This is a genomic window from Streptomyces sp. NPDC127100, assembly GCF_042724095.1.
Classification (GTDB): Bacteria; Actinomycetota; Actinomycetes; order Streptomycetales; family Streptomycetaceae; genus Streptomyces.
Genome location: NZ_JBHXFL010000051.1, coordinates 1 through 26,623 on the forward strand (window position 1 = coordinate 1; position 26,623 = coordinate 26,623).

18 protein-coding genes are annotated in these 26,623 nt (G+C 73.3%); 10 read left to right on the forward strand and 8 right to left on the reverse strand.

Annotation, left to right across the window (positions count from 1 at the left end; genetic code table 11):
- Nucleotides 1–225: 225 nt before the first annotated feature.
- From ACFWJB_RS30955 to ACFWJB_RS30975, 5 genes are all read left to right on the forward strand, one after another.
- Complete coding sequence (locus tag ACFWJB_RS30955; RefSeq protein WP_385465609.1) at nucleotides 226–519, forward strand: DUF503 domain-containing protein; 294 nt, start codon at nucleotides 226–228, stop codon at nucleotides 517–519.
- 47 nt (nucleotides 520–566) lie between these two features.
- Nucleotides 567–1,022, forward strand: coding sequence for a 30S ribosome-binding factor RbfA (gene rbfA / locus ACFWJB_RS30960; protein ID WP_385465606.1), 456 nt, complete (start codon nucleotides 567–569; stop codon nucleotides 1,020–1,022).
- On the forward strand, nucleotides 1,019–1,924 hold the full coding sequence (truB, locus tag ACFWJB_RS30965) for a tRNA pseudouridine(55) synthase TruB (RefSeq protein WP_385465603.1): 906 nt from the start codon (nucleotides 1,019–1,021) through the stop codon (nucleotides 1,922–1,924). Before rbfA ends, truB begins: the two co-directional genes overlap by 4 nt.
- A 260-nt stretch (nucleotides 1,925–2,184) precedes the next feature.
- The gene (locus ACFWJB_RS30970; RefSeq protein ID WP_386926349.1) at nucleotides 2,185–6,165 is read left to right on the forward strand and encodes a hypothetical protein; all 3,981 of its coding nucleotides are present in this window, start codon (nucleotides 2,185–2,187) and stop codon (nucleotides 6,163–6,165) included.
- 132 nt (nucleotides 6,166–6,297) lie between these two features.
- Nucleotides 6,298–7,254 (forward strand): bifunctional riboflavin kinase/FAD synthetase, encoded by a 957-nt coding sequence (locus ACFWJB_RS30975; protein ID WP_385465598.1) that lies wholly within the window; start codon nucleotides 6,298–6,300, stop codon nucleotides 7,252–7,254.
- Between the two features lie 34 nt (nucleotides 7,255–7,288).
- Here ACFWJB_RS30975 and ACFWJB_RS30980 read toward each other — a convergent pair whose 3' ends face one another.
- The 8 genes from ACFWJB_RS30980 to eccE all read right to left on the reverse strand — a co-directional run bounded on the left by ACFWJB_RS30980 (nucleotide 7,289) and on the right by eccE (nucleotide 19,130).
- Nucleotides 7,289–8,335, reverse strand: coding sequence for an ABC transporter ATP-binding protein (locus tag ACFWJB_RS30980; RefSeq protein ID WP_385465595.1), 1,047 nt, complete (start codon nucleotides 8,333–8,335; stop codon nucleotides 7,289–7,291).
- A complete protein-coding gene (locus ACFWJB_RS30985; protein ID WP_386926352.1) occupies nucleotides 8,332–9,330 on the reverse strand; it encodes an ABC transporter ATP-binding protein in 999 nt (332 codons plus the stop codon). Before ACFWJB_RS30985 ends, ACFWJB_RS30980 begins: the two co-directional genes overlap by 4 nt.
- Nucleotides 9,327–10,241, reverse strand: a complete 915-nt coding sequence (locus ACFWJB_RS30990) for an ABC transporter permease (protein WP_386926354.1) — start codon at nucleotides 10,239–10,241, stop codon at nucleotides 9,327–9,329. Before ACFWJB_RS30990 ends, ACFWJB_RS30985 begins: the two co-directional genes overlap by 4 nt.
- Nucleotides 10,238–11,317, reverse strand: a complete 1,080-nt coding sequence (locus ACFWJB_RS30995) for an ABC transporter permease (protein ID WP_386926356.1) — start codon at nucleotides 11,315–11,317, stop codon at nucleotides 10,238–10,240. The genes ACFWJB_RS30990 and ACFWJB_RS30995 overlap by 4 nt, the downstream gene beginning before the upstream one ends.
- Before the next feature lie 60 nt (nucleotides 11,318–11,377).
- Nucleotides 11,378–13,261: an ABC transporter substrate-binding protein gene (locus ACFWJB_RS31000; protein WP_386926358.1), complete on the reverse strand. Its 1,884-nt coding sequence runs from the start codon at nucleotides 13,259–13,261 to the stop codon at nucleotides 11,378–11,380.
- 358 nt (nucleotides 13,262–13,619) lie between these two features.
- The gene (locus ACFWJB_RS31005; protein ID WP_386926360.1) at nucleotides 13,620–16,730 is read right to left on the reverse strand and encodes an SCO5717 family growth-regulating ATPase; all 3,111 of its coding nucleotides are present in this window, start codon (nucleotides 16,728–16,730) and stop codon (nucleotides 13,620–13,622) included.
- A 277-nt stretch (nucleotides 16,731–17,007) separates the two neighbouring features.
- Complete coding sequence (locus tag ACFWJB_RS31010) at nucleotides 17,008–17,781, reverse strand: hypothetical protein (RefSeq protein WP_385465577.1); 774 nt, start codon at nucleotides 17,779–17,781, stop codon at nucleotides 17,008–17,010.
- Between the two features lie 5 nt (nucleotides 17,782–17,786).
- Complete coding sequence (gene eccE, locus ACFWJB_RS31015) at nucleotides 17,787–19,130, reverse strand: type VII secretion protein EccE (protein WP_385465574.1); 1,344 nt, start codon at nucleotides 19,128–19,130, stop codon at nucleotides 17,787–17,789.
- Nucleotides 19,131–19,352: 222 nt separating this feature from the next.
- On the opposite strand from eccE, the gene eccB reads away from it, so the two are divergent.
- The 5 genes from eccB to ACFWJB_RS31040 all read left to right on the forward strand — a co-directional run bounded on the left by eccB (nucleotide 19,353) and on the right by ACFWJB_RS31040 (nucleotide 26,602).
- Entirely contained in the window at nucleotides 19,353–20,879 is a 1,527-nt protein-coding gene (gene eccB / locus ACFWJB_RS31020) for a type VII secretion protein EccB (RefSeq protein ID WP_385465571.1), read from the forward strand.
- A gap of 29 nt (nucleotides 20,880–20,908) precedes the next feature.
- Nucleotides 20,909–22,165: a type VII secretion-associated serine protease mycosin gene (gene mycP, locus ACFWJB_RS31025; RefSeq protein WP_386926380.1), complete on the forward strand. Its 1,257-nt coding sequence runs from the start codon at nucleotides 20,909–20,911 to the stop codon at nucleotides 22,163–22,165.
- A 767-nt stretch (nucleotides 22,166–22,932) separates the two neighbouring features.
- Nucleotides 22,933–23,379, forward strand: coding sequence for a hypothetical protein (locus ACFWJB_RS31030; RefSeq protein WP_385465568.1), 447 nt, complete (start codon nucleotides 22,933–22,935; stop codon nucleotides 23,377–23,379).
- Nucleotides 23,379–25,250 carry a hypothetical protein gene (locus ACFWJB_RS31035; protein WP_386926364.1) on the forward strand — a complete coding sequence of 624 codons (1,872 nt, stop codon included), beginning with the start codon at nucleotides 23,379–23,381 and terminating at the stop codon, nucleotides 25,248–25,250. The genes ACFWJB_RS31030 and ACFWJB_RS31035 overlap by 1 nt, the downstream gene beginning before the upstream one ends.
- An 89-nt stretch (nucleotides 25,251–25,339) precedes the next feature.
- Entirely contained in the window at nucleotides 25,340–26,602 is a 1,263-nt protein-coding gene (locus ACFWJB_RS31040) for a S8 family serine peptidase (RefSeq protein ID WP_385465615.1), read from the forward strand.
- Nucleotides 26,603–26,623 lie beyond the last annotated feature (21 nt).

A 26,623-nucleotide genomic window follows, 5' to 3' on the forward strand; every position in this document is an offset into this window, starting at 1 on the left:
GGCGTGTGGGGGGGGGGGTCCCCCGCGGGCGGCCGGGGCGGGGCGGCCGGCCCGCCCCCCCCCCCCCCCCCGGCCGCTGTCTGCGGCACCCCGCCGCGGCGCCGGGCGGCCGGCGGGGAAACCCCGTCGAGCCTCCGGCCGGATCGGGGTACCGTTCTTGATGTCCCTGCCCACACCAGTGGCGGGGCCATCGATCCCGTGCCGGCGGGTCATCCGGATACACACATGTACGTGGGGACGCTGTCCTTCGACCTCCTCCTCGGCGACGTACGGTCGCTGAAGGAGAAGCGGTCCGTCGTCCGCCCGATCGTCGCCGAGCTCCAGCGGAAGTACGCCGTGAGCGCGGCCGAGGTGGAGAACATGGACCTGCACCGGCGAGCCGGTATCGGCCTCGCCATGGTCTCCGCGGACGCGGGGCACCTGACCGACGTGCTCGACCGGTGCGAACGGCTGGTCGCCGCCCGTCCCGAGGTGGAACTGCTGTCGGTGCGACGGCGCTTCCACGGCGAGGACGACTGACTTACCCAGCCCAGGAACAGAGACAGGAAAGAACGGGAGACGGACCAGTGGCCGACAACGCGCGGGCGAAAAGGCTGGCGGACCTCATCCGAGAGGTGGTGGCCCAGAAGCTGCAGCGCGGGATCAAGGACCCGCGGCTCGGCTCGCACGTCACCATCACGGACACCCGGGTCACGGGTGACCTGCGGGAGGCGACCGTCTTCTACACGGTGTACGGGGACGACGAGGAGCGCAAGGCCGCTTCCGCCGGGCTGGAGAGCGCCAAGGGCATCCTGCGCTCCGAGGTCGGCAAGGCGGCCGGCGTGAAGTTCACGCCCACCCTGACCTTCGTCATGGACGCCCTCCCGGACACCGCCCGGAACATCGAGGACCTCCTCGACAAGGCGCGCCAGTCCGACGCGAAGGTGCGCGAGGTGTCCGCGGGCGCCGCGTACGCCGGCGAGGCGGACCCGTACAAGAAGCCGGGCGCCGAGGACGACGAGACGGACGACACCGCGGAATGACCGACAAGCACACCACGCCCGACGGCCTTGTCATCGTCGACAAGCCGTCGGGCTTCACGTCGCACGACGTCGTCGCGAAGATGCGGGGCATCGCCCGGACGCGGCGCGTCGGGCACGCCGGCACGCTCGACCCGATGGCGACGGGCGTCCTGGTCCTCGGCGTGGAGCGGGCCACCAAGCTCCTCGGGCACCTCGCCCTCACCGAGAAGGAGTACCTGGGCACCATCAGGCTCGGGCAGACGACGCTGACGGACGACGCCGAGGGCGAGATCACGAGGTCGCAGGACGCCTCGAAGGTCACCCGGGAGGCCGTCGACGCCGCCGTCGCCAAGCTGACCGGCGACATCATGCAGGTGCCGTCCAAGGTCAGCGCCATCAAGATCAACGGCGTGCGCTCCTACAAGCGGGCGCGCGAGGGCGAGGAGTTCGAGATCCCCGCCCGTCCCGTCACCGTCTCCTCCTTCACGGTGTACGACGTCCGGGACGCCGTCGCCGAGGACGGCACCCCGGTGCTGGACCTGGTGGTCTCGGTGGTCTGCTCCTCCGGCACCTACATCCGCGCCCTGGCCCGCGACCTCGGCACCGACCTCGGTGTGGGCGGCCACCTCACGGCGCTGCGCCGCACCCGCGTCGGCCCGTACAAGCTGGACGGCGCGAGGACGCTGGAACAGCTTCAGCAGGACCTCACGGTCATGCCGGTCGCCGAGGCGGCGGCCGCGGCCTTCCCGCGCTGGGACGTGGACGCCAAGCGAACCCGGCTGCTCCTCAACGGGGTGCGGCTGGAGATGCCCGACACCTACGCGGGCGCCGGTGCCGTGGCCGTCTTCGACCCCGAGGGCCGCTTCGTCGCGCTCGTGGAGGAGCACCGGGGCAAGGCGAAGAGCCTGGCCGTCTTCGGCTGAGCCCACGCCCTGTCAACTCCCGTCCGTGGAGCGGCGGTCACGAGGACTGCCACGTCCGCCGCTCCACGGTCCCCCTCGGTTCCCCCACCCCTAGGTGTATCCAGCCCCTCCCTTCTGTTCACCCGTCCGGGCAGGCGCTCGGAGTGAACCGGGGGAGCGGAAGGGGGCGCGTTCGCGAGGCGATCTGTCCCGCCGATCTTCACGTGCCTACCGTCGAAACGGAGCACGGGTGTACGGCGGTACGGCGGGGAGGTGCGGCGATGGCGTCGCGGAACCGGTCCCGGGAGGCGGGCGGCAGCGCACGGCGGCTGTCGCGGGACGACCTTCCGGGCGCGCAGGACGGTGCCCGGCCGTCGCCCGACGGAGCGGACGGCCCCCTGGTCCGCATCCACGACCTGGCCGGCCGCCCCCGGGGCACGGGATTCGCCGCCGACCACCACGGCACGGTGATCACCAGCCACGAAGCGGTCGACGGACTGACCCGGCTCGTCCTGCGCACCGCCGGCGACCGCCGCCTGGTCGTGGCCGCCGCGGACGTCACCCCCCTGCCCGGCCTCGGCCTGGCTCTCGTGCGCGCCGGGGGACTCGGCACCGAACCGCTGCCGGTCACCGTGCGGGACCGGGTGGAGGCGGGGACCTACGTCCGGATCGCCGCAGGCTGCTGGCGCGAGGCCCGGGTCCTCGGCACCACCGGCGTCACCTACACGGCCACCGACCGCTTCCACCACGTCGGGGGCGCCTTGGAGCTGGCGGTCGGCACGGCCGGGCGGGACGCGCTGCGGCTGGGCGGCGGCGCGGCCGGCGGTCCCGTGCTCGACGTCGGGACCGGTGCCGTCCTCGGGGTCCTCGGCACCGCCCTCACCTCCGGGCACCGCGACGTCGGCTTCGCCGTGCCGCTGCGCGCCGCCTCCGGCCCCCTCGCCGACCTGCTCGCCGAGAACGCGCGGACGGTTCCGGCGTACGGCGCCGACCTCAATACGGCGGGCACGCTCGAGCTCACGACGGCGTCGGTGCGGTGGGACGGCCCGGAGGGAGCGCGGCCGGTACGGCCACCGGATCCGGCGGACCGGTCGGACGCCCCGGGGACCGCCGAGCCGGTCGGACGGGCCGTGCCCGCCCGCGAGTTCGCCGCGTTCACCGCCCGCAGCGGGGGGCCGGCCCAGGTCCTCGGTCTCGTCGGCGCGCCCGGGAGCGGCCGGACGACCGAGCTGGCGGCCCTCGCCGCCCGCCGTTCCCGGGGCCCGGAGGCCGCGCCCACGCTGTGGCTGCGGGGCGCCGGACTGTGCGACGACGACACGTCGGTGGCCGACGCCGCGCGCAGGACACTGGCCCGCGCCGCGCGCGTCGTGGCCGGCGCCGGCGACATCTCCCCGGAACGCCTCGCCCGCGTCGCCGGCGCCGCCGGCCGTCCCCTGCTGATCCTCCTCGACGGCCCCGAGGAGATGCCGCCGGTCCTGGCCCACCGCCTCGCCGAGTGGACCGAGGGCACGACGGCATGGCTCCGGGAGACGGGAGCACGGCTGGTCGTGGCGTGCCGGGCCGAGTACTGGGAGCGGGCGGGGGCGGAGTTCCCACGGGAGGTGCTGCACAGGGCGGTCGGGGCGACGGCGGGGGAGCTGCCCGGGACAGCGGAGGGGGCGAGGCCCGGCGATGCGGGGCCGGTGCCCTGTCCGCTGCCCGGCACGGAGCGGCCAGGGGATGTCCGGTTGCGGGGGAGCGGGCGGGACGCCCTGGGCGCGCGACGGGGGATGGACGGCGCGGTCGCGGTGACGCGCGCGTCGGGCGACGGAGGCCGGCCCGGTACGGGGCCGGAGGCAGGGGGCGACACCGTGAGGTTGGGTGCGGGTGTGGCGAGGCCCGGCGACGGCGGGCTCGGGGCTGACTCGGCGGGTGGTGCCGGGCGGATCGAGGCGGGTCGCGTGCCGGAGGCCGGTGCCGGGGGTGCCGGGGCTGTTCCGGTGGGTGCCCGTGACGAAGACGGTGCCGACGGGGCCGGGAGGGGCCCGGGGGTCCGCGGCAGGGCATCCGGGCGGCCCGGGGCGCCCCGGCCGGCCGCGGACGCCGAGCGCCCCGCACCACCCGCCGGCGTCGGAACCGTCGCGCTGCCGCCCTGTGTGCACCTCGGTGACCTGCGGGACGACGAGGCGCGGGAAGCGCGGGCGCGGTACCGGATCGCGGAGGGCACCCTGTCGGACGGCGACGGCCGCCACCCCCTCACCCTGCGCCTGCTCTCCGAGGTCCAGGCGGTCCTCCCCGGCCCTCCGCCGACCGTCCGCACCGACCGCGACGCGGTCTTCGGGGCCTACCTGGACCTGATGTGCCTGCGCGTCGCGACCCGGCTGGCCGCGGAGAACGGCCTGCGCGGCACCGCCGTGCGCCGGCTCGCGGCCCGGGTCTCCGGCCAGGTCCACGAGGCCGCCCGGCGCAGCCTCGGCCCCGGGCAGGGCGAGCTGGACCCGGAGTCCTTCGGGGCGGTGTTCCCCTGGGGCCCGGCGCCGGCCCGGCTCGGCGGCGGCACCGGCTGGGCGTACGCCGTACTCGCCGAGGGCCTCCTCGTGTCCGCGGGCAGCGGCTACCGCTTCGCGCACGAGGAGCTCGCCGACTGGATCCAGGGCACCCACCTCGACCTGGACGAGGCCCTGCGCGTCCTCGTCCACGACCGCCACGGCCCGCACGACCCCCGCACCCTCCCCGTCCCGCACCACCGCATCGGCCCCGTCGTCGAGGCCCTGCTGCACCTCGGCCGCCAGCACGGCGTTCCCCAGCTCGCCCTGACCCTGGAGGAGCTCGCGCACGCCCTGGACGCCGACCCGCACTCCTGGTGGGCCGGCCGGCTCCTCGCCGGGACACTGACCCGCGTACCGGACGCGGCGCCGTACACGGAGGTGCTGCGCCTGCTCGCCGACGGCATCGCGGAGCGGCGGGGCGAAGGGCACCCCGTGCCCGCGGAGTTCGGGCCCGCCTTCTGGACGGGGCTGCGGCTGCCGGACACCACGCGTCTCGACCTGCTGCGCCGCCTCGTCCTCGCCGACGGCGCCCCGCTCGAACCCGGCCCCCGGCACCTCGACACCGCCGCCCGGCTGCTCGCCGCCGAGCCCGCGACCGTACAGCCGCTCCTGGTCCGCTGGTTCGACGACGAGCGGCCGCTGCCCGCCGCCCCGCACGCCACCGTGGCGACCGCCGCCCAGGCGCTGCTCCACACCCACCGCCACCGGGGCCTGGACGGCCTCACCGAGGTGCTCGCCGACAGCGCCCACCGGCGGGCCGACGAACTGCTCGCCGTACTGGCCGAGGAGGAGCCGTCCGCCGTCTGCCGGGCCGTCGACCGGTGGGCCCGCGACGACCGGCCGGCCCGGCACACGACCGCCGTGGTCCAAGGGCTGCGCGCCGCGCCCCACGCGCGCACCGCCGCCGACCGCACCCTGCTGCGCCACGCCGCCCTCGTCCTCCTCACCCGCCCCGCCGACGGACTGCTGCACGGCGGCGCCCTCGCCCTGCTCGTCCAGGACCCGGGCAGCCGCGACCGGCACCTGCCGCGCACCCTGGAGCAGTTCGCCGCGGGCGACCCGTATCTGCCCCCGAGCGCGGTGGCCGCCGCCCTGCCGACCCACCCCGATCCGGTGCTCCGCGCCTTCCGGGCCCGGCTGTGCGGCCCGGACGCCGGGGAGGCGCTGCGCAGACTCGTCGACGCCACCACCCCCCGGCTGGCCCGCCGGGTCGCCGCACTGATCGCCCAGGCCGTGACGGAACGGCCGGAGACCGCCGGACACGTGGCCGCCTACACCGACCGGCGCCTCGATGAGGGCCCCGCCGCCCGGGGCGTACTCCTCCCGCTGGTCACCGGACTGCTGGACGGCGGACCGGAGCCGGTGCGGTCCGCGCTGGCCGGCGTCCTCGCCACCGACGGCGCGCCCGCCTCCGGTTCCCTCCGCCGGGAGCTGCGGGAACACCTCCTGGCCCGCGAGGACGACCCCGCCGTCCTGGACGCGCTCCTGCGCGCCGCGTCCCGGTGCGGCGACCGGCGGGCCCTCGTCCACCGCACCGCCCTGCTCCTGGTCCGCACCCCCGACGGCACCACCCGCCTCGACCGCGCCCTGGTCGACCTGGCCCGCCACCTCCCCGGGTTCGCCGAACGCCTGACCGGATGGCTGGCGGACGCCCCCCAGGAGTGGGCGGCCCTGGTCGGCCCGAGCGCACGCCGCACGATCGAGGGCCTCGCGGGCACCCGGATCCCCGCCTGACCACCCCCGCGGCGCGGCGTGCGGCCGGTCACAGCACCCATGCCGATGCGGGCGGGAGGGCCCCGGCATGGCACCCTTAGACCTGCATCGAAGGCTTCGACTCCGACGAGTGTGCGACAAGGAGCAGACACAGTGCAGCGCTGGCGTGGCTTGGAGGACATCCCCGAGGACTGGGGGCGCAGCGTCGTCACCATCGGCTCCTACGACGGAGTCCACCGCGGACACCAGCTGATCATCAAGCACGCCGTGGACCGCGCCCGTGAGCTGGGCGTCCCCGCCGTCCTCGTCACCTTCGACCCGCACCCCAGCGAGGTCGTCCGCCCCGGCAGCCACCCGCCGCTGCTCGCCCCGCACCACCGCCGCGCCGAACTCTGCGCCGAGCTGGGTGTGGACGCGGTGCTGATCCTTCCGTTCACGAAGGAGTTCTCGAAGCTCTCCGCGGCCGACTTCGTGGTCAAGGTCCTCGTCGACAAGCTGCACGCCAGGGCCGTCGTCGAGGGCCCCAACTTCCGCTTCGGCCACAAGGCCGCCGGCACCGTGGACTTCCTCGCCGAGCAGGGCCGGATCTACGACTTCGAGGTCGAGGTCGTCGACCTGTACGTGTCCGGCGAGGCGGGCGGCGGTGAACCGTTCTCCTCCACTCTGACCCGCCGCCTGGTCGCCGAGGGCGACGTCCGGGGCGCCGCCGAGATCCTGGGCCGCCCGCACCGGGTGGAGGGCGTGGTAGTCCGCGGCGCCCAGCGCGGCCGCGAGCTGGGCTTCCCCACGGCCAACGTCGAGACCCTGCCGCACACCGCGATCCCCGCCGACGGCGTCTACGCCGGCCGGCTGCACGCCCAGGGCGAGGCGATGCCCGCCGCGATCTCCGTCGGCACCAACCCGCAGTTCGAGGGCACCGAACGCACGGTGGAGGCGTACGCCATCGACCGCGTCGGCCTCGACCTGTACGGGCTGCACGTCGCCGTGGACTTCCTCGCCTTCGTCCGGGGCCAGGCGAAGTTCGAGACGCTGGACGCGCTCCTCGAGCGGATGGCCGAGGACGTCCAGGAGTGCCGCGAGCTCATCGCGGCGGACGACAAGCGGGCCTGACCCCGCTCCGCACCGCCCCGCGCCCCCCGCCCGGTCAGTCCACCGCGGGGGCGACGGCGTCCCCGGACGGCGCGGTCCCGGCCTCCGCCGCGCCGGCCTCCTCCCGCGCCCGCGCCCAGTGGCAGGCCACCTGCGCCGCACCGCCGCCCCGGAGGATCCCCGGGTCCCGGGTCCGGCACGCGTCGGCGACGCCAGCGCGGGACGCCTCGCCGCTCGCCAGGACCTGGCAGCGGGCGTGGAAGCGGCAGCCGGCGGGCACCCGGGACGGGTCCGGCGGCTCGCCCGTGAGGACCACCGGAGCTCCCGGGGCCTCGGGCAGGACGGACAGCAGGGCCCGGGTGTACGGGTGGCGCGGTGCCGTCAGCACCCGCTCGACCTCGCCCGTCTCCACGATCCGGCCGAGGTACATCACCGCGACCCGGTCGGCGATGTTCCAGGCCAGCCCGAGGTCATGGGTCACCACCAGCGCGGACAGTCCCAGCTCGGTGCGCAGCCGCAGCAGCAGCGCGAGGATCTCGCCGCGCACCGAGGCGTCCAGGGAGGCCACCGGCTCGTCGGCGACGAGCAGTTCGGGCTCCAGGACCAGCGCGCCCGCGATGACGACCCGCTGGCGCTGGCCGCCCGACAGCTCGTGCGGATAGCGCAGGAAGAAGCGCTCGGGCGGCCGCAGCCCGGCCCGGGCCAGCGCGCCGGCGACCGCCGCCCGTTCGTCACCGCCGTACCCGTGGATGCGCAGTCCCTCGGCGACGGCGTCGTAGACCGTGTGCCGCGGGTTGAGGGAGCCGCTCGGGTCCTGGAGGACCAGTTGGGCGCGCTTGCGGTAGGCCTTCAGGGCGCGCGAGGAGTAGTCGAGCGGCGCCCCGTCGAAGGTGACGCGGCCCGAGGTCGGCGGGACCAGGCCCAGCAGGGAACGGGCCAGCGTCGTCTTGCCGCAGCCGGACTCGCCGACCAGCGCCACGATCTCGCCCGGCCGGATGTCGAGGTCCACCCCGTCCACGGCCCGGGCGGGCGGTGCGCCGTGCCGGCCGGGGAAGGCCACGTGCAGGCCCTCGACGCTCAGCAGCGATGGCGTGGTCGTCATGCGGTACCGCTCCTCACTTCCGGCTCGTCCGTGGCCGCCGGTGTTCCCCCGGCCACGTGCACGCACGCCGCCCGCCGGTCCGCCCCCGCCCCGCGCAGCACCTGGTCGTCGGTGGCGCAGACGTCCAGGGCGACGGGGCAGCGGGGGTGGAAGGCGCAGCCGGACGGCACGGCGGCGGGGTCGGGCGGATCGCCCGGCAGCCCGCGCGGCGCGAACCGCGACCGCGGGTCGCCGATCCTCGGGAACGCCTCCGACAGCGCCCTGCCGTAGGGGTGGCGGGCATCGTCGTAGACCAGTCGCGCAGGGCCCTCCTCGACCACCCGGCCCGCGTACATCACCGCGAGCCGGTCGCAGGTGTCGGCGAGGACGGCCAGGTCGTGACTGATCATGACCAGTCCCACGTCCTGCTCGCTCACCAGCTCCTCGATCAGCCGGAGTATCTGGGCCTGGACCATCACGTCGAGCGCCGTGGTGGGCTCGTCGGCGACGATCAGACGCGGATCACAGGCCAGCGCCATCGCGATCATCACGCGCTGCCGCTGCCCGCCGGACAGCTCGTGCGGGTAGGCGGACGCCCGCGCCGCCGGCAGACCCACCTGCTCCAGCAGCTCACCGGCCCTTCTCCGCGCCTTCGCCGGGGTCGCCCCGCGGTGCAGCAGGATCGGTTCGGCGATCTGGTCGCCGACGCGGTGCACGGCGTTGAGGGAGTGCATCGCGCCCTGGAAGACGATCGACGCCCCGGCCCAGCGCACCGCCCGCACCCGGCCCCACTTCATGGTCAGCACGTCCTCCCCGTCGAGGAGGATCTCGCCGCCGACCCGGGTGCCGGCGGGCAGCAGCCGCAGCAGCGCCAGCGCGAGCGTCGACTTGCCGCAGCCGGACTCGCCCGCGATGCCGAGCTTCTCGCCCGCGGCGAGGCTCAGGTCGACCCCGCGTACGGCGGCCGCGCCGCCCGGGTACGTCACTTCCAGGTTCCGGACGTCGAGCAGAGTCAACGGGACACTCCCAGCCTGGGGTTGAGAATGGACTCGACCGCACGCCCGCACAGCGTGAACGCCAGCGCGACGACCGCGATCGCGATGCCCGGCGGCACCAGGTACCACCAGTCGCCGGAACTGACCGCGCCCGCCTCCCGCGCGTCCTGCAGCAGCCCGCCCCACGACACGACCGAGGGATCGCCGAGCCCCAGGAACGCCAGGGTGGCCTCGGCGAGGATCGCCGAGGAGATGATCAGGGTGGTCTGGGCGAGGATGAGCGGCATGACGTTCGGCAGCACGTGCCGGGACATGATGTGCCCGTGCCCGCCGCCGAGCGCCTTCGCGCGCTCGATGTAGGGCCGGGACTCCACCGCCAGCGTCTGGGCCCGCACCAGCCGTGCGGTCGTCGGCCAGGTGGTGACGCCGATCGCCAGGACGATGGTGCCCAGCGAACGGGACATGACGGTCGCGAGCACGATGGCGAGCACCAGCGTCGGCATCACCAGGAACCAGTCCGTGACCCGCATGATCACCGTGGCGTACCAGCCGCGGAAGTGCCCGGCGGTGATGCCGATCAGCGCCCCGATGGCCACCGACAGCACGGCCGCGAGCAGTCCCACCAGCAGCGAGACGCGCGAGCCCCAGATCAGCAGCCCCAGCAGGTTCCGCCCGAACTGGTCGGTGCCCAGCGGGAACCGGCCGCTGGGCCCCTCCAGCGGCTGCCCGGGGGCGTCGGTCACGCTCTGCACGTCCGACCCGACGGTCAGCGGCGCGGTCAGCGCGATCAGCCCGAACAGCACCAGCGCGGCGAGCCCGAACAGGCCCGCGCGGTGCCGCCGGTACTCCTTCCAGAAGCGTGCGGCGGAGGCCCGGCGGCGCTGCCACGCGAGCGTGCGCGGGCCGAGCGGCGGTGCGGTCTCGGCGGTCATCGGCCCACCCTCGGGTCGAGCAGCGGATACAGGAGGTCGGCCAGGGTGTTCATCAGGATCACCGCCGAGGCGAAGACGAAGAACAGCCCCTGCACCAGTGGCAGGTCGGGCACGCTCAGCGCCTGGTAGAACAGCCCGCCGAGCCCCGGCCAGGAGAACACCGTCTCGACGAGGATGACACCCGCGACGGTCCGGCCGAGGTTGACGAAGATCAGGGTCACGGTGGGCAGCAGTGCGTTCGGCACGGCGTGCCGGCGCCGTACGAGGTCGTCCCTAAGGCCCTTGGCGCGTGCCGTGGTCAGATAGTCGCCGCCCATCTCGTCGAGCAGCGCCGACCGGGTGACCAGCAGCGTCTGCCCGTACTCGACCGCGACCAGCGTCAGCACCGGCAGGACGAGGTGGTGGGCGACGTCGACGACGTACGCGAAGCCCTCCTCGCCGCCGGACTCCATGCCCCCGGTCGGGAACATCCCCGGGATCGGGCCCACGCCGACCGACAGCACGATGATGAGCAGCAGCCCCAGCCAGAAGGACGGGATGGAGTAGAGGGTCAGTGCCAGCCCGGTGTTGACCCGGTCGCCGAGCCGGCCGTGCCGCCACGCGGAGCGGGTGCCGAGGAAGATGCCCAGGGCCGTGTAGAGCACGAAGGCCGTGCCGGTGAGCAGCAGCGTGTTCGGCAGCGCCTCGGTGATCCTGTCGACGACGGGACCGTGGAACTGGTAGGAGGTCCCCAGGTCTCCCGTCAGCGCCTTGCCGCAGTACTGCGTGAACTGCTGCCACATCGGCAGGTCGAGTCCGAACTCCCGCCGGTAGGCGGCGATCTGCTCCGCGGACACCGGGCGGCCGCCGGTCATGAACTTGACCGGATCGCCCGGGATCAGCCGGAACAGGAAGAAGCTGGTGACGAGGACGGCGAACAGCGAGACGGCCGCACCGGCCAGCTTGGCGGCCACGTACCGCAGATATGCTGTCCCGCCGCCGGCCCGCGGGGCGCGCCCCGCCCCGGCCGGCCCGGACTTCACCGGACCGGCCGCGGCCGCACCCCCGAGCGGGGAGGATGTCGCTTCCGTGGTCATGGGCACCCGAGCCTGGTCGTGGACGTTCGGCCGGTCGTGGACGCGCGCCGCACGGCCCGCCTACTCACGCTCTTCCGCCGTCGCGCGGCGACGCACCGCGACCAGCACCCCGAGGCCGACGAGTACGACGACGCCCGCGACGATCCCGATCACCACGCCGGTCGACGAGGAGTCGCCGGAGGAGTCCCCGGAGTCCGCGGGGACGGCGGACCACCAGCTCCAGTAGCCGTCCTGGCCGTAGATGTTGCCCGCCCCGGACGGCATCGTGGTGATCGACGCGATCTGGTCCGTGCGGTAGGCCTCGACGGCGTTCGGGTAGGCCATGACGTTCATGTAGCCGAGGTCGTACAGCCGCGACTGCATCTGCCGGACGAGGTCGGCCCGCTTGGCCGGGTCGTACTCGGCGAGCTGCTTGGCGTACAGGCCGTCGTACGTCGGGTCGCAGATGAAGTTGTCCGTGGCGCCGGTGTCCTTGGGCGTCTGCGGACGGGCGGCGCAGGTGTGGATGGACAGCACGAAGTCGGGGTCCGGGTTGACGGACCAGCCGTCGAAGGCGAGGTCGTACGTGCCGGCGAGCCACGGGTCGGTCACGTTGTCGAGGCAGTTGAGGGTGGTGCCGATGCCGAGCTCGCCCCACCACTCCTGGAGGTACTTGCCGACCGCCTTGTCGTTCGGGTCGGTGGCGTGGCACAGCACCCGGTAGTTGAGCGGCTTGCCGTCCTTGCCGACGCGCTTGCCGTCGGCGTTCTTCCGGTAACCCGCCTCGTCGAGCAGCTTGCCCGCCGCGTCCGGGTCGTGGGCCAGCTCCTGGTCCGCCGCGGGCTTCCAGAAGTACGAGGAGAAGCGCGGGGGTATGTAGCCCTCGCCCTGGACCGCGTGCCCCCGGAAGACCCTGTCGACGATCGCCTTGCGGTCCACCGCCATGAACAGTGCGTGCCGCACCCGCTGGTCGAGCAGCGAAGGGTGGCCGTCACCGATCTTCGTGCCGTCCTTGGCCTGTGCGCCCGGGTTGGTGGCGAGGGCGTAGAAGCGGCGGCCGGGCGCGTCGTTGACGTGGATGTTCTTGTCGCCCTTGAGCGAGTCGGCCTGGGCGGGCGTCAGTGACGGGGACCCGGCCACGAAGGACACCTCGCCCTTGCGCAGCGCGGCGACGGCGGCGTCCTGGTCCTTGTAGTACCGGAAGACGAGCTCGTCGAACTTCGGCGCGCCCCGCCAGAAGTCCTTGTTGGCCTTCAGCCGCACATAGCTGTCCGGCTTGTAGTCGGTGAGGACGAACGGCCCGTCGCCCACCAGGGGGAAGGCCTTGTCGTTGTTGAACTCGGAGAAGTCCCCGACCTTCTCCCACACGTGCTTGGGCACGATCGGCACGTCGAGCGCGGTCATCGTGGCCTGCGGCTTCTTCAGCCGGATCACCAGCTGGGTGGGGCTGGGCGCGGTGACCTTCTCGAAGTTGGTGACGAAGCTGCCGTTGGCGGTGGCGGCGCCGTCGTCGGTCATCATCTTGTTGAACGTCCACGCCGCGTCCTCGGCGGTGACCTTCCGGCCGTCCGACCACTTCGAGTCGGAGCGGATCGTGTAGGTCCAGGTCAGCTTGTCCGGGGAGGACTGCCACTGCGTGGCCAGGCCCGGGGTGACGTGGTTGTCCTTGGGGTCGTAGCCGGTCAGGTACTCGTACGTCAGCCGGAGAATGCTCGTGCTGACCAGCCGCACCGCGAGGAAGGGGCTGAGCGAGTCGACGCTCTGCGCGACCGCGACGGTGAGGACCTTGTCGCCCTGCTCGCCCTCCTTGGCCTGCACCGGGCCGCTCCGCGGTCCGGCCGAGGCGGACGGGGCGGCGACGCCGGACGCGAGGACGAGGGCCGCGGCACCCGCGGCGGCCAGCAGCCGCGTCCTCCTCAGACGGGAGCCGATAGGTCCTCTGCCGTGCTGATCCTGTGTGTTCATGGTTCGGAGACCTCGCGTCATCACTCGCGCGGGACGCTCGCTCGGCGTACCGCACGGGGCGGGCTTGAACAGATGCGAACAGACTTGAACGGGTTTGAGCAGCCTTGGGTGAAGCTTGATCGGTTGGCGCCGACGCAATGAAGTGTGTGTCTATCAGCGGCAGTCTGCGCCCGTCAACGGTGTGTCAAACCCCATGTGGCCTGCGGAAACGGCGAGTTCACCGCAGCTTCGCCCACATTGGTGGAGACCACTGACGCCTTGCAGGTGAGAGTGTGGCGGCGCGTTCCCGCCGGTTCTGACCGCGAACGCGCGAAGGCCCGCGCCGTCGGATGACGACGCGGGCCCGGGGACCGCCGGCTCACTGCTGCGGTGGAGGCGGGGGCGGGGTCCGGCCCTGCGGGGGCTGCGGCTGGTGGGGGTGGCCGGGCTGCTGCGGATACGGCTGCCCGGGCTGCTGCGGGTACGGCTGGGGCTGACCCGGCTGGTGCGCGGGCTGCCCGTACGGCTGGGGCTGTCCCGGCTGGGGCATCCCGGGCTGAGGCGCGTACTGCCCCGCGCCCGGCTGTCCGTAGGGCTGCCCCGGGTACGGCTGCTGCTGCCCGGGCACGCCCTGCCCCGGTACGGGGTGACCTGGCATCGGCTGACCGGGCATCGGCTGGCCGGGGAACTCGTGGCCCGGCATGGGCGGCGCGGCGACCGGCGGCGGGTTGCCGTCGGACGTCCACAGGCCGTGGGACTGCTGATGGCGGACGAAGTCCTCGGCGACCATGGCCGCGAGGTTGAAGTACGCCTCCCGCACCTTCGGCCGCATCATGTCGAGGTCGACCTCGGCGCCGGCCGCCAGGTGCTCGTCGAACGGCACCACCACGACACCCCGGCACCGCGTCTGGAAGTGGCCGACGATGTCCTCCACCTTGATCATCTTGCCGGTCTCGCGGACCCCGGAGATGACGGTGATGGAACGGGACACCAGGTCGGCGTACCCGTGGGCGGACAGCCAGTCCAGCGTCGTGCTGGCGCTGCTGGCACCGTCCACGGACGGCGTCGAGATGATGATGAGCTGGTCGGCGAGGTCGAGCACCCCGCGCATGGCGCTGTAGAGCAGACCGGTGCCCGAGTCGGTCAGGATGACCGGGTACTGCCTGCCCAGGACGTCGATCGCACGCCGGTAGTCCTCGTCGTTGAAGGTCGTGGACACGGCCGGGTCGACGTCGTTGGCGATGATCTCCAGCCCGGACGGCGCCTGGGAGGTGAACCGCCGGATGTCCATGTACGAGTTGAGGTACGGGATCGCCTGGACGAGGTCACGGATGGTGGCCCCGGTCTCGCGGCGCACCCGGCGGCCGAGCGTGCCGGCGTCCGGGTTGGCGTCGATCGCGAGGATCTTGTCCTGCCGCTCGGTGGCGAGCGTGGAACCCAGCGCGGTGGTCGTGGTGGTCTTGCCGACACCGCCCTTGAGGCTGATGACGGCGATGCGGTAGCAGGACAGCACAGGTGTGCGGATCAGCTCGAGCTTCCGCTGCCGCTCGGCCTCCTCCTTCTTGCCGCCCAGCTTGAACCGTGAGCCGCCGGCCGCCGGGCGGCTGCTCTTCGCCTTCTGCCGCTTGTTGTTGAGCAGCCGGTCCGACGACAGCTCGACGGCCGCCGTGTAACCGAGCGGCGCGGCGCCCGGGTTGGTGGGCTGTCGCTGGTCGTGCTGTATGGGCTGCGGCCACGCGGTACCGAGCCGTGGATCGGCCGGCTGCTGCGGGTGGGGCTGGGGCTGGGCCTGCTGCGGCTGGTGCTGCTGCTCGGGCTGTGCCGGCTGTGCCGACTGCGGCGGCTGCGGGACCTGGCCGGGCTGCGCCTGGGGCGGCAACTGCTGCGCCTGGTGGGGCTGGTGTGGCTGGTGCGCATGGTGCGCCTGGTGCGGCACGCCGGGCTGCGGCTGCTGCGCGTGCGGTGCGGTCGGCTGCGGGAAGCCGTAGCCGGCGGCGGGTGGGGTGCCCGGGGCACCCTGCTGCGGGAAGCCGTAACCGCCGGGCTGCGGCTGCTGTCCGTGCGGGGCGGGCTGCTGGGGGAAGCCGTAGCCGGCCGCGGCGGGCATGGCGCCCGGGTGGCCCGGCTGCGGTGCGGCGCCGCCCGGCTGCGGTGCCGGGGGCTGGGCCGTCGCCGGGGGAGTGGCGCCCTGCGGCGGGAAGCCGTAACCCGCCGGCGCCGCGGGCTGCCCGGGTCCCTGACCGGGAGGCATCGGCGCACCGGTCTGCGGGTGCCACGCGGCGGGCGCCGGCTGCGGGGCCTGGGGCTGGAAGGAGGGCTGCTGCGCTGGTGCGTCCGGCTGCCCGGGCGCGGCGGGCGCCGGCTGCGGCTGCGCGGGCCAGTGATGGGCCGCGGCGGGCGCGGCCGGAGGGTACGACGGAGGCAGCGGCGGCACACCGTGCGGCGCCGCGGGGGGTCCGCCGACGGCAGCGGTGTCCTGCGGTGCCGTGTCCTGAGAAGCGCTGCTGTCCTGCGGCGCCGGGTCGACCGAAGCCGCCGGGTCGGCCGAAGCCGCCGGGTCGGCCGAAGCCGCCGGGTCGGCCGGAACCGCCGGGCCGGACTCGGCGACCGGGGCCGGACCGGGCTCCGCGTCGGGTTCGACGCCACCGGCCGCGTCCGGAGCGTCGGCGGCCTCGGCGGAGGGGCCGTCGTCGCCGACCTCACCGTCCCCGTCCGGCAGTTCGTCCGCACCGTGGGCGGTGTGCTCGGGCTCCACCGCGTCGTCGTCCACGGCGGCCGGCTCCGGCGTCGCGTCGTCCGCGGCGGCCTCGTCGGTCGCTTCGGCGTCAGAGGCGGCGGACGCGTCGGACGCGGCGGCGGAGGCGGCCGGTTCGGCGCCGGTCGCTTCCCCGGCCGCGGTCCCGCCGGCGGCGGTCTCCCGCTCGGCCTGCTGCCGCGCCTGCTCCTGCCGCGCCTCGTCGGCGGCGGCGAGTTCCGCGAACTCCCGCTTCAGGGCGGCGGCGGAGAACCGCATGGTGGCGCCGCTCTCGAGGTCACCGTTGCCGGGCTCGGGCTCGACCCGCGGCTCCGGCTGCACCGGCTGCCGGACCTCCGGCTCCGGATCCGGCTCGCGGCCGGTCGCGGCCTGGGCCGGCTGCTGCTGGGGCTCGAAGCCGCTCCCGACCGGAAGACCGGGCACCCCGGCCGACCCGGCGACGGGAGGAGCGGTCGGGGCGGGCGGTGCGTACGGCGTGCTCGTCGCCGGCGGAGGCGGCGGCGTGAAGGCGCCCTGGGACGGGGGCTGGGGAGCAGGCGGAGGGGAGGCGGCGCCGCCGGGCGAACCGGCCCCCTGACCCTGCCCGGTGTCACCGGACGCGTTCTGCGTGTACCAGGCAGGCGGCGCGTAGTCGATGGTGAACTCGCCCGTCGTCTCGATCGCGGACTCCGCGTCGGGCTGGTCGTCGCCGGGTGTCGCCCAGCCCCCGCGGTTCCCGTCCCGGTCGCTGCTCACAGTTCCTCCTGGTGTGGTCGAGCACCCTCACGCCGTGCTGGGGCGACCCTTGCTTGTCATTCGCAGTTGTCCGAGGCCGTTCGAGGTCGTCCGCTCCACCGGCTCTCCCCCTGGGACGCCGACGCCCCGTCCACGGGTTCTGGCGCAGCGCCGGGACCCAGCCTAATCACCACGGGCACGACCCCGGCAGCCCCGCCCGCCAATCTCGCCGCACCCCCCGGCGAGGACGGGCACGCACAGGTGACGTGAGGCCCCAAAACGGTCGAAAGACGGTCGGTCAGTCCATCCGGCGAGGGGTGCCCAGCAGGCCGACCTCGGCATCCGTCGGCTGCGTCATCACGTACTGCCGGTCGCGTTCCGTGCACCACAGGGTGACGCCGTCGGCGAGCGTGGGCAGGGCTTCGTACTCGGCGCGAGGCAGCCGCGCCCCGCGCCCGATCTCCACGGCCTCGTCCGGCGAGACCCGCTGGACGCCCACCAGGCGCGCCTGACGCATCAGACGCGGCGCCACCGGGCTCAGATACGGCAGCAGCGTGAGCACCGACTGCCAGGGTGCCGACGCCACCCGGCCCCGCGGCGGCCGCATGCCGCAGTCCCGGATCACCAGGACCGGCCCCATCGCCGAGGCGCCCTGCGGCGGCACCCGGCCCACGTCGTGCACCGTCATCCCCGACTGGCCGCCGCCGACCGCCTGGACGACCTGCGCCCAGTGTCCGGGTCTGCCGGTCTCCACCGTGACCCGCGCGCCGGTCGCCGCCGCACGCAGCGCCAGCACCTGAGCCGTCCACAGACCGCCGATGAACAGGATGTCGAACGGCGTCGGGCGGTTCACCCCGAGAACGGCGGGCTGCCCCTCGGCGTCCACACCGACGACGACGCCGTCGTCCCCGACGGGCAGGGCCAGCGCGTCGATCTGGGAGAGGGACAGCGTGTGCCGCGGATGCCGGGGCCCCAGCAGCCCGAACCCGGTGCGCAGCCGCTCCCGCAGGCCACCCTCGGGTCCGCCGCCGCCACCGGCGGGGCGGGCAGGTGTCGTCGATGTGGTGGTCATGGCCATCAGCGGGCACCTCCGAGCGGCAACGTGGCGAGCACACCGGGCAGTTGCTCGCGGTCGAGACGGACGATCCCGGTCCGTTCCTGGCGCGCCGCACGCTCCAGGGCCCGCCGCGCGTCGGACAGTTCGGTGCTGCTGCGGCCGGTGACCCGCACGTGCCCGGTGACCGCGACGTCCTGGCGCCCGCTGCGGGCCAGCGTCAGACTGAACGTCGTCGCCAGCGCGGGAACCGCCGTCAACCGGGCCACCAGCTGCGGCAGCGCGACACCGGAGCCGCCGAGCTGCGGCCAGCGCCGCACCCAGTAGGTGGTGTGCCGCCGGTTGTCGCAGCGCCAGCTGCGGCTGGACTCCTCGGTCCGGCGCCGGGGCGCGTCCCCCTGGTCGGCCTGGGAGGTCACCATCGGGTTGGCGCACGCCGAGGTGGCGATCGCGGCCGACAGCTCCTCCTCCGTCAGCACGTTCGCCCGGAACCCGGCGCCGGTCAGCCGGCTCGACAGATGCCCGGCCGCGCGCACCAGGCACTTCTGCGCCCCGAGGAGCCCGCCGCCGCGTGCGGCCACCGCCTCCGGGCACAGCTCGGGGTCGAGCTTCAGCGCGATCCACATGATCCGCACCGCGGGGGAGGCCGTCTCCGCCTGGAGCTGCGCGTAGTTCGTCACCACGACCGACTGCTGCGGCAGATGAGGAGCGGGCGCGGGCTGGGTGTGCACCACGACCTGAGCCGACTCCAGACGTATGCCGTCCACGTCGAGCACGTCCCGCACCAGGGCGAGAGGGAGCGGCGTGCGTCCCCGCTCGGCGCGCAGGGCGCCGGCGTCGGCCTCCACCTGAAGCACGGCGGTGAGGAAGCCCCCGTCGCCCACCATGCCCACCGGGCGCCGGTCGTGGTCGTCCCGGTGGCTGTACTGGTAGGTCCGCAGGTTCGGCTCGCACTCCACGGCGGGAGCCAGGCTGGAGTCCACCCCGGCCGGCAGCGCGGTGCCCGCCGCTTTGCGCAGCCGGGCACGCAGGGCCAGCTGACTGCCCAGCCACTCCGGCAGGGAGCGCCCGCGCCGGCGTACGACGGCGAGCAGCGCGAGGATGCCGGCGACCACCCCCGCCGGCACCAGCGCGGCGGGGCCGACGAGCCAGCCGCACACCACCAGCGCGGCGGCCAGCTCCAGCATCACCAGCCGCTGCAGCGCGAAGGAGCCACCACGCCCCGAACGCGCCTGCAGGTGCGGCGTGACGGATCCGCGAGCGGACGAGGAGCCGCGTGCGGGCGCGGCACCACCGCTGGTCGGCGCCGCGTCGGCCCGCCGCGCCGCGGATTGCGATCGCGACCGGGTTCGCGGTGCGGAAGCCATCACTGCAAAACCCCCGAACTGTCCCGAAAATCACCGCACTCAGCAGGCGGCGAGGCTTCAGCACCCTACCCGTGCCGCGCGCACCACTGTGCAACAGGCATAGTAGGGGCCGGGTCTGACAGCCGAGGTTCCAGAGGCGACCGGGACGGGGGCGGACGTCAGTGGTCCGCACTGCCGCTCCATCGGTCTCCATGGCTTCGTACGGGGAGAGAACGAACACAGATGGCATCACGGCGCGATGAACTGAACGCCTACACCTTCGCGAAGCGCCGCACTCTCGCGTCCTTCCTGCAACCCTCTCCCTCGGGTTCGGAGGAGGGAGCGCCCAAGCCGCTCCGAGCGGTCGTGCCGAGCCTCATCGTCGGGGTGGTCGTCCTCGCCGTCTTCGGCGCCATCGGCATGTTCAGCCCGACCGCCCCGAAGGGCTGGGACGAGCCGGGGGCGCACGTGATCGTGGCCAGCAAGTCCACGACCCGGTACGTCGTTCTGAAGACGGGCGGGGAGACGCAGCTGCACCCGGTCCTCAACATGGCGTCCGCCAAGCTCCTGCTGGACCCCGACAAGGACAGCGTCATCACCGTCGCCGAGGACGTGCTGGACAGCGGCGACCCGCCGCACGGGGCCACCATCGGCATCCCCTACGCGCCCGACCGCCTGCCCTCGCCCGAAGAGGCCGAGAAGGCCATGCGGTGGGCGGTCTGCGAACGCCCCGGACCGGGCGGCCGGGCCATCCAGAAGGCGGCGTTCGTCCTCGCCGGCAAGGAGTGGTCCCGGACCGAGGGCGCGGACCGGGTCACCGGTGGCGAGCTGATGTACGTCGTCGGCCCGGACGGCAAGAAGCAGTACGTGGTCGACTCGCGCGGGTACGCCTACCCGCTGGCGAACCCGGCCGACAAGGAGGTCCTCAAGGCCCTCGACACCCAGGGCCGCGCCCCGCAGCGCGTCTCCCAGGACTGGCTCGACACTCTCCACAAGGGCGATCCGATCGCCATCCCCGACATCAAGGGCACGCCGGGCGCGGCCGCGGGAGCCTCCGACATGCTCCGGCAGTACGACAAGGTCGGCATGGTCATCAAGGCCTACGACGGCCGGCGCATGCAGTACTACGTGGTCCTGCAGGGCGCCGTGGCACGCATCTCGGAGTTCACCGCCACCCTGCTCCTCAACAGCGGTGACCTCGTCGGCGTGGGACAGGCCGGTGAGGCACAGCAGGTCAGCCCCGGCGCGGTCGTCGACAGCACCGACTTCGAGGGACAGCGCAACTGGCCGCTCTACCGGCCCCAGACGGTCAACGACGGCTCCTCCGCCACCGCCGGCCGCAACACCGTCTGCAACGTCCTGCGCGCGGTGGACGCCAAGAACGGCACGACGACCCTGTCCACCTGGGCGGGCAAGGACTTCCCCGCCCAGCTGCCCACCGGTTCCTCCAGCGCCTACGTCACGCCGGGCTCCGGACAGCTCTACCGGCAGTTCCAGGGCACCGAGACCAAGGCGGGCGGGGTCTTCCTCGTCACCGACACGGGGCTGCGCTACGCCCTGCAGTCCAACAACGACAGCGCCACCGACGACAAGGGCATCGGAACCTCCGAGAAGCAGCGCGAGCAGCAGCTCAACGAGGCCCGCATCGCCCAGACCCGCCTCGGCTACGAGAAGGTGGAGCCGTCCCCCGTTCCGGTGAACTGGTCGACGTTCCTGCCCACCGGCCCCCGCCTGTCGGAAGCGGCGGCCCGGCAGCCTCAGGGCTCGTAGCGGTGGCAGCCCAGGAGAACGGCGAGGACATGCAGCGCGACAGCCGCTTCCACAGGATCCCCCGTACGGCGACGACCGTCCTCGCGGCGACGCTCCTCGCCGGTACGGCGGTGTGCGCCCTCCCGGCGCCCGAGGCCAGAGCCGACGACGGCGGACAGTGCACGTTCCCGTCGAAGAAGTACGAGGGCCGGCCGTGGTCCCTGCAGCGCGTCAACCTCGACGAGCTGTGGGAGCAGTCGAAGGGCGCCGGCGTACAGGTCGCGGTGATCGACACCGGCGTCGACGTCAAGAACCCGCAGCTCACCGCCGCCGTCGATGTGTCCAGGGGCAAGAACTACCTCCCCGCCAAGAACTCCAAGGGCGAGGAGATCGACCGGGGCAACGCGCAGGGCACCACGGACGCCGTCGGCCACGGCACCCGCGTGGCCGGCATCATCGCCGCCCGCCCGGCCAAGGGCACCGGCTTCGTCGGCCTGGCCCCCGAGGCCACGATCATCCCCGTCAAGCAGAACGACGCGGAGGGCAACGGCACCGCGAAGACCCTCGCCGAGTCGATCCGGTACGCCGTCGACGCGGGCGCCGACGTCATCAACATCTCCCAGGACACGGCCAACGCCGTCGAGCCCGGCGAGACTCTGAAGACGGCGGTGGACTACGCCCTGGCCAAACAGGTCGTGGTCGTCGCCTCGGCCGGCAACGACGGCCTCGGCGGCAACGTCAAGGTCACCTACCCGGCCTCCTACGAGGGCGTCCTGGCCGTGGCGTCCTCCGACCGCAACAACGAACGCGCGTCCTTCTCCCAGTCGAACGAGTTCATCGGCGTGGCGGCCCCCGGCGTGGACATGATCTCCACGGTCCCCGGCGGCGGCCACTGCTCGGACAACGGCACGAGCTTCTCCGCCCCGTACGTGGCCGGCGTGGCCGCCCTCCTGAAGGCCAAGTACCCCAAGTGGACGGCCGCCCGGATCGTCGCCCAGATCGAGCAGACGGCCGAACGCTCCATCCCCGGCCACGACCGCCTCGTCGGCTGGGGCGTGATCGACCCGGTCAAGGCCCTCACGGACGTCGACCCGGCCCACCCCGTGGAGTCCCCAACCCCCGACCGGGGCGTACTCCCGGCCGAGGCCCCCTCGGTACCCCCGCTGCACTTCGGCGAGACGGCCGATGAACGCAACACCCGCGTGGGCACCTACGTGGTCGTCGGCGGCCTCGTCCTGGTAGCGGGCCTGAGCGGCACAGCAGTCGCCCTCAGAGACGCCCGCCGCCGACGGCGGGGGGAGCGGTGAGGTCGCGCGGTCCTCTTACGTCCACGCAACGCACCCGGCTGGGGGCCGGGTTCTTCGCCTCGTAGCTGATCTATGTTCCTGGCGGAAGCAGCTGAGAGAGTGCGCCCTGATCAACCGCAAGGCCGCATAGCGAACCGGGGACGCTGTACTCCCGTGTCCGGTTCGCCTCACTGCAACTGGCGGGGCAGTCCGCGACCACGAGACACTCGACATCTCACGCGGGTCTGCGCCGCTCGCCGGGTGTACGCCATATCGGCGTCCTGGCCATTCTCCCGGCTCTCGCCCATCGTGGGGTGATTGCGGAGGTGAAGTTTCGGGGAGATCCGCCGGTCGATGAATGGCGGAGCAGTGGACGGCCTCAAGCACGACGCCTCGGGCCTCCTGCTCGCAGTGCGTCCCGAAGGAGTGCACCGTCCAACTCCGTCCCGGTGCACTCCTCCGAGTGATGCGACGGTCCGCGCCCGCGTGGGCGTCTAACGGGACAGCACATCGTTGACGCTTTAACCACATGGCTGCGACCGTGGCGCGCCAGTCCGCTGCCGGACGGCTGGGTCACCGAGTGCCGCCCCGCCCTCGACCGCCATATCGGTCCAAGTGTCATGTCCGAGGCACCTTTGTAACTGGACTAGCACACTTCCCGGTTGGCCCTGTCGTACCCGTTGACTACAGTGGTGATCGCAAAACGCGCGCGACCCGCTTTGCGATCGCGGGGGCGAGTGGCCGGCCGGCCACAGCGATGAAGCTACGGGGAACGGGGAGGGAGCGGCGTGCTTCCAGCGGACATGGTGGGGGGCGTGTCGGCAGCCAGGGCGGCGAACCTGGAGGTCACCGGCGAGGCACTGAGCACGTTCGTCAAACGGGTGGACGGGGTCCTGACCGGTCTGGAGGGCTCGCCCGGCAACCCGGCACGAGTCGGTGCGCAGACGATCAAACCCGGGTCGCTGGCGGGGAACCCGTCCGCCTTCCCCGAGGCGCATGCCCTGTACCTGCAGTACAACCAGGTGCACGAGAAGCTCACCTCTCTGTCCAAGACCCTGCACCTGCAGATCGAGGCGATCGGTATCGCCGTCCGGGGTGCGCACGTGGGCTTCGACAACCTCGAAGAAGAGCAGCGCCGTCGCTTCTGGGCGATCCAGACGCAGATCAAGGGCATCCAGGACGCAGGGGACGGCAAGCAGCGCGCTCAGGGCGACAACACCACCGGGGACCTGTGATGACCGACAAGCAGCACGAGCAGGATCTGGAGCGGGTCTCCGGGCAGAACACCTTCACGGACCTCACGCGTCACGCCGAGGAGCACCCGGGCGGTGGCTTCCTCAGCGGCGTCATCGACAACCTGGTGCGTTCGGCGGCGAAGGGCACGCCCTACGCACGGGGGGTCCACGGGCGTACGGACTTCGACAACCACCGTCTGAACGACATGATCGACCTGGTCGAGCAGACCAACCCGGAGGACCTCGAGTCCTCGGGCAAGGCGCTGTGGGACGCACGGGACGCCATCACGGAGGCCGCCAAGGAACTGGACGGCCACATCGAGAAGGTGCACTGGGTCGGCAAGTCGGGCGAGGCCTTCCGCAAGTGGGGGCGGTCGCTCGTCACCAGCACGTACGGGCTGAGCGACTTCGCCGGCGGGGCCGGGGACCAGATCACCGCCGCCGCCGTGGGCCTGGCCGCGGTGCGCAAGGCCATGCCGCCCCGCGACACGAGGCCGGAGAGCCAGGCGCTGAAGCCGGACAAACTCCCGACGCCCAAGCAGGTCGAGGGCAACGCCGAGTACGCCGAAGCGGTCCGCGTGGAGAAGAACCGTCAGGAGGCGATCAACCAGATGAACCGGTTGTCGTCCTACTACGCGGTGGCCAACGAGCAACTCATGGCACTGCCCCAGCCGGACTTCAAGACCATGCCGGACGTGGGCGTCCCGAAGCCCGCCGGTGGCTACGAGACCTGGCCCCAGAGCACGCCCACGTCTTCTGCTCAGAGGGCGGAATCGGGAAGTGGCTCGGGGCCGCATGCAGCCGGCTTCACCTCCGGGCACACAAGCACACATGGGGCCCCGGACACGCCGCTGCCGCCCACGCAGGCTTCCGGCAAGATCTCCTACCCGGATGCCCCCACGCTCCCGAGCGTGGGTACGAGCATCGACAGCGTCGGCACTTTGCCTCCCCCCACCACGCCACCCGTGACTGGTCACACCCCCCCTGTGCCCACCACTCCGGTGGCGAACGGAAACACCAACTTCCCGGGTCAGGGCTACGGGCTTCCGTTGCCCCAGACCGCGGCACCGAAGACCGGGCGCACACCCGGCGGTCTGCGGGCTCCTGTGTCGGCTCAGGGTCTGACCGGGAAACCCGCGACGGGCAACTCGCTCCCTGGTCGTACCACCGGGCCGGGCAACTCGCTCCCCGGTCGTGCCACGGGGCCGGGCAACTCGCTCCCCGGTCGTCCCACCGGGCCGGGGCAGGGACCGCTCCGACAGTTCGGCCAGCCGGCGCCGACGGGGCAGCCGACCGCCAGGGGCACCACGGGCGGACCCAGGTCGGTCCCGATGGGACGCGGGGTGACCGGTGGTACACCCCGGGCCGGTGGCACAGGCGCGCCACGGCCGGCTGGAGGACCGGCGACCGGCGCAGGCCGCTCCAACGGTGTGGTCGGAGGCCGGCCCACGACAGCCCCTGCCACGGGCGCGGGCACCGGACGGCAGATTCCCCGCGGCACGGTCGTCGGAGGCGGCACGTCGGCGACTCCTCAGAGTTCGGCAGGTCGCCCGCCGCAGCGGGGCGTCGTGGGGGCACCCCAGCCCCCGTTGCGGCAGGGCGCCGGTGCGAACGGCTCCCGTGCCGTCCCGGGCAAGTCGGCTCCGGTGACAAGCAAGCCCGCCACGCGTACTTCCGTCACCGGCGCCGAGCGCAACGGCATGACCCGTGGGGGTGCCGGTCTTCGACGCGGTCCTGGTGGCCGGGGAGAGCCGGGCGATCGGCGGGAGACCGACCGGGCAGGGCGCCCGGACCGAGAGGTCGAAGAGGAAGAGTCGGGGACCGACCTGCCCACCGAGCCGCGGCGTGACACGTCGTCGGGCTCCCACTGACCGCGAACGAGGACGACGAAGCGATGAAGTCAGCAACCAGCCGCCGAACCGAGCGCGCCGGTCTCATCAACCCGGACCGCAGAAGGCGGGTGCGTGTCGCGGGTGCGTTGGCCGGCGCCATGGTTGCTGTTGGTGTCGGGTTCGCACCCAGCGCCGCTGCCGACGACATCAGGCCGAAGCAGTGGTACCTGGAGCCGATGCAGGCCGAGCAGATGTGGAAGGTCAGCACCGGAGAAGGGGTGAAGGTCGCTGTGATCGACAGCGGCGTGAATGCGAACACCCCCGCCCTCAAGGGGCAAGTCCTCGCCGACGAAGTGCCGGACAGCTTCTCCTCCCACGCGACGCGTGACGACGTCGGTCACGGAACGAGCATGGCGGAGCTGATCGCCGGGACCGGGGCCGGCGGTGGATTGCAGGGACTGGCTCCCGGAGCGAAGATCGTCCCCTTCTACGTCAGCGTCGACCCGGCGAAGGCGGGCGGAAAGCAGGAGACGCCTGATGTGGCGGAGGTGATCAGGGCGGCGGCCGACACCGACGCGAAGATCATCAACATGTCGTTCGGCAACCCGGCGTTCGACGCGGAAGAACAAGCGGCCGTGGAGTACGCCGTCTCTAAGGGCAAGTTGCTGGTCGCTTCCGCCGGTAACGATGGTCTGGAGAACGGGTTCGCGGGCTACCCGGTCTCCTACAACTACGTCCTCGGCGTCTCCTCGATGAACGAGGCCGGCACGGTCTCGCGGTTCGCCACCCACGGGAACTATGTCGATCTCGTCGCACCGGGTGAGGAAGTTCCGACCTGGTGCGACGCCTCGTTCCAGTCCTATTGCAGCAACAGCGCGGGAACAAGTATCTCGAGTGCGCTGGTGTCGGCCTCCGCGGCCCTCATCTGGTCCGCCCACCCCGACTGGACCGCGAACCAGGTCACCCGGGCGCTCATCGACACCGCGAGCCGCAAGTGGCCGAAGAACGACCCGACCCAGTACGCCGGTTACGGCACCATCCGGCCCCGCATGGTGCTCGAGAACCCCGACTACGACGCAGGCCCCGCCTACTCCGACCCCCTCGCCAAGTGGAACAAGGAGAAGGGCAAGAAGCTGGTGACGGAGATTCCGCCCGCTTCCGCCGCCTCCCCTTCCGCAACAGGCTCGTCACAAGCCCCCGAGACCTCTTCTGATGGCGGGAAAGCCGCAGCAGGATCGAAGGCGGAGGGCACGGAGAAGACGGAGAAGGCGGCAGCGGAGTCCTCGAGCGACGACAACAGCACGCTGTGGATCGTGCTCGGCGTAGCCGCCGCCGTGGTCGTCGTCGGAGGCGGAGCCGCAGTCGTCCTGCGATCGCGTCGCACCGCGTGACGCCGGCCGCCCGCGCCCCGC

What these genes read in the sequence shown, in the direction of transcription:
- ACFWJB_RS30955 (WP_385465609.1), top strand. Translation starts at nt 226, where the DNA reads ATGTACGTGGGGACGCTGTCCTTCGACCTCCTCCTCGGCGACGTACGG.
- eccE (WP_385465574.1), bottom strand. Translation starts at nt 19,130, where the DNA reads ATGGCTTCCGCACCGCGAACCCGGTCGCGATCGCAATCCGCGGCGCGG.
- ACFWJB_RS31010 (WP_385465577.1), bottom strand. Translation starts at nt 17,781, where the DNA reads ATGACCACCACATCGACGACACCTGCCCGCCCCGCCGGTGGCGGCGGC.
- truB (WP_385465603.1), top strand. Translation starts at nt 1,019, where the DNA reads ATGACCGACAAGCACACCACGCCCGACGGCCTTGTCATCGTCGACAAG.
- ACFWJB_RS30995 (WP_386926356.1), bottom strand. Translation starts at nt 11,317, where the DNA reads ATGACCACGGAAGCGACATCCTCCCCGCTCGGGGGTGCGGCCGCGGCC.
- ACFWJB_RS31000 (WP_386926358.1), bottom strand. Translation starts at nt 13,261, where the DNA reads ATGAACACACAGGATCAGCACGGCAGAGGACCTATCGGCTCCCGTCTG.
- ACFWJB_RS30980 (WP_385465595.1), bottom strand. Translation starts at nt 8,335, where the DNA reads ATGACGACCACGCCATCGCTGCTGAGCGTCGAGGGCCTGCACGTGGCC.
- mycP (WP_386926380.1), top strand. Translation starts at nt 20,909, where the DNA reads ATGCAGCGCGACAGCCGCTTCCACAGGATCCCCCGTACGGCGACGACC.
- ACFWJB_RS30970 (WP_386926349.1), top strand. Translation starts at nt 2,185, where the DNA reads ATGGCGTCGCGGAACCGGTCCCGGGAGGCGGGCGGCAGCGCACGGCGG.
- ACFWJB_RS31035 (WP_386926364.1), top strand. Translation starts at nt 23,379, where the DNA reads ATGACCGACAAGCAGCACGAGCAGGATCTGGAGCGGGTCTCCGGGCAG.
- eccB (WP_385465571.1), top strand. Translation starts at nt 19,353, where the DNA reads ATGGCATCACGGCGCGATGAACTGAACGCCTACACCTTCGCGAAGCGC.
- ACFWJB_RS30990 (WP_386926354.1), bottom strand. Translation starts at nt 10,241, where the DNA reads ATGACCGCCGAGACCGCACCGCCGCTCGGCCCGCGCACGCTCGCGTGG.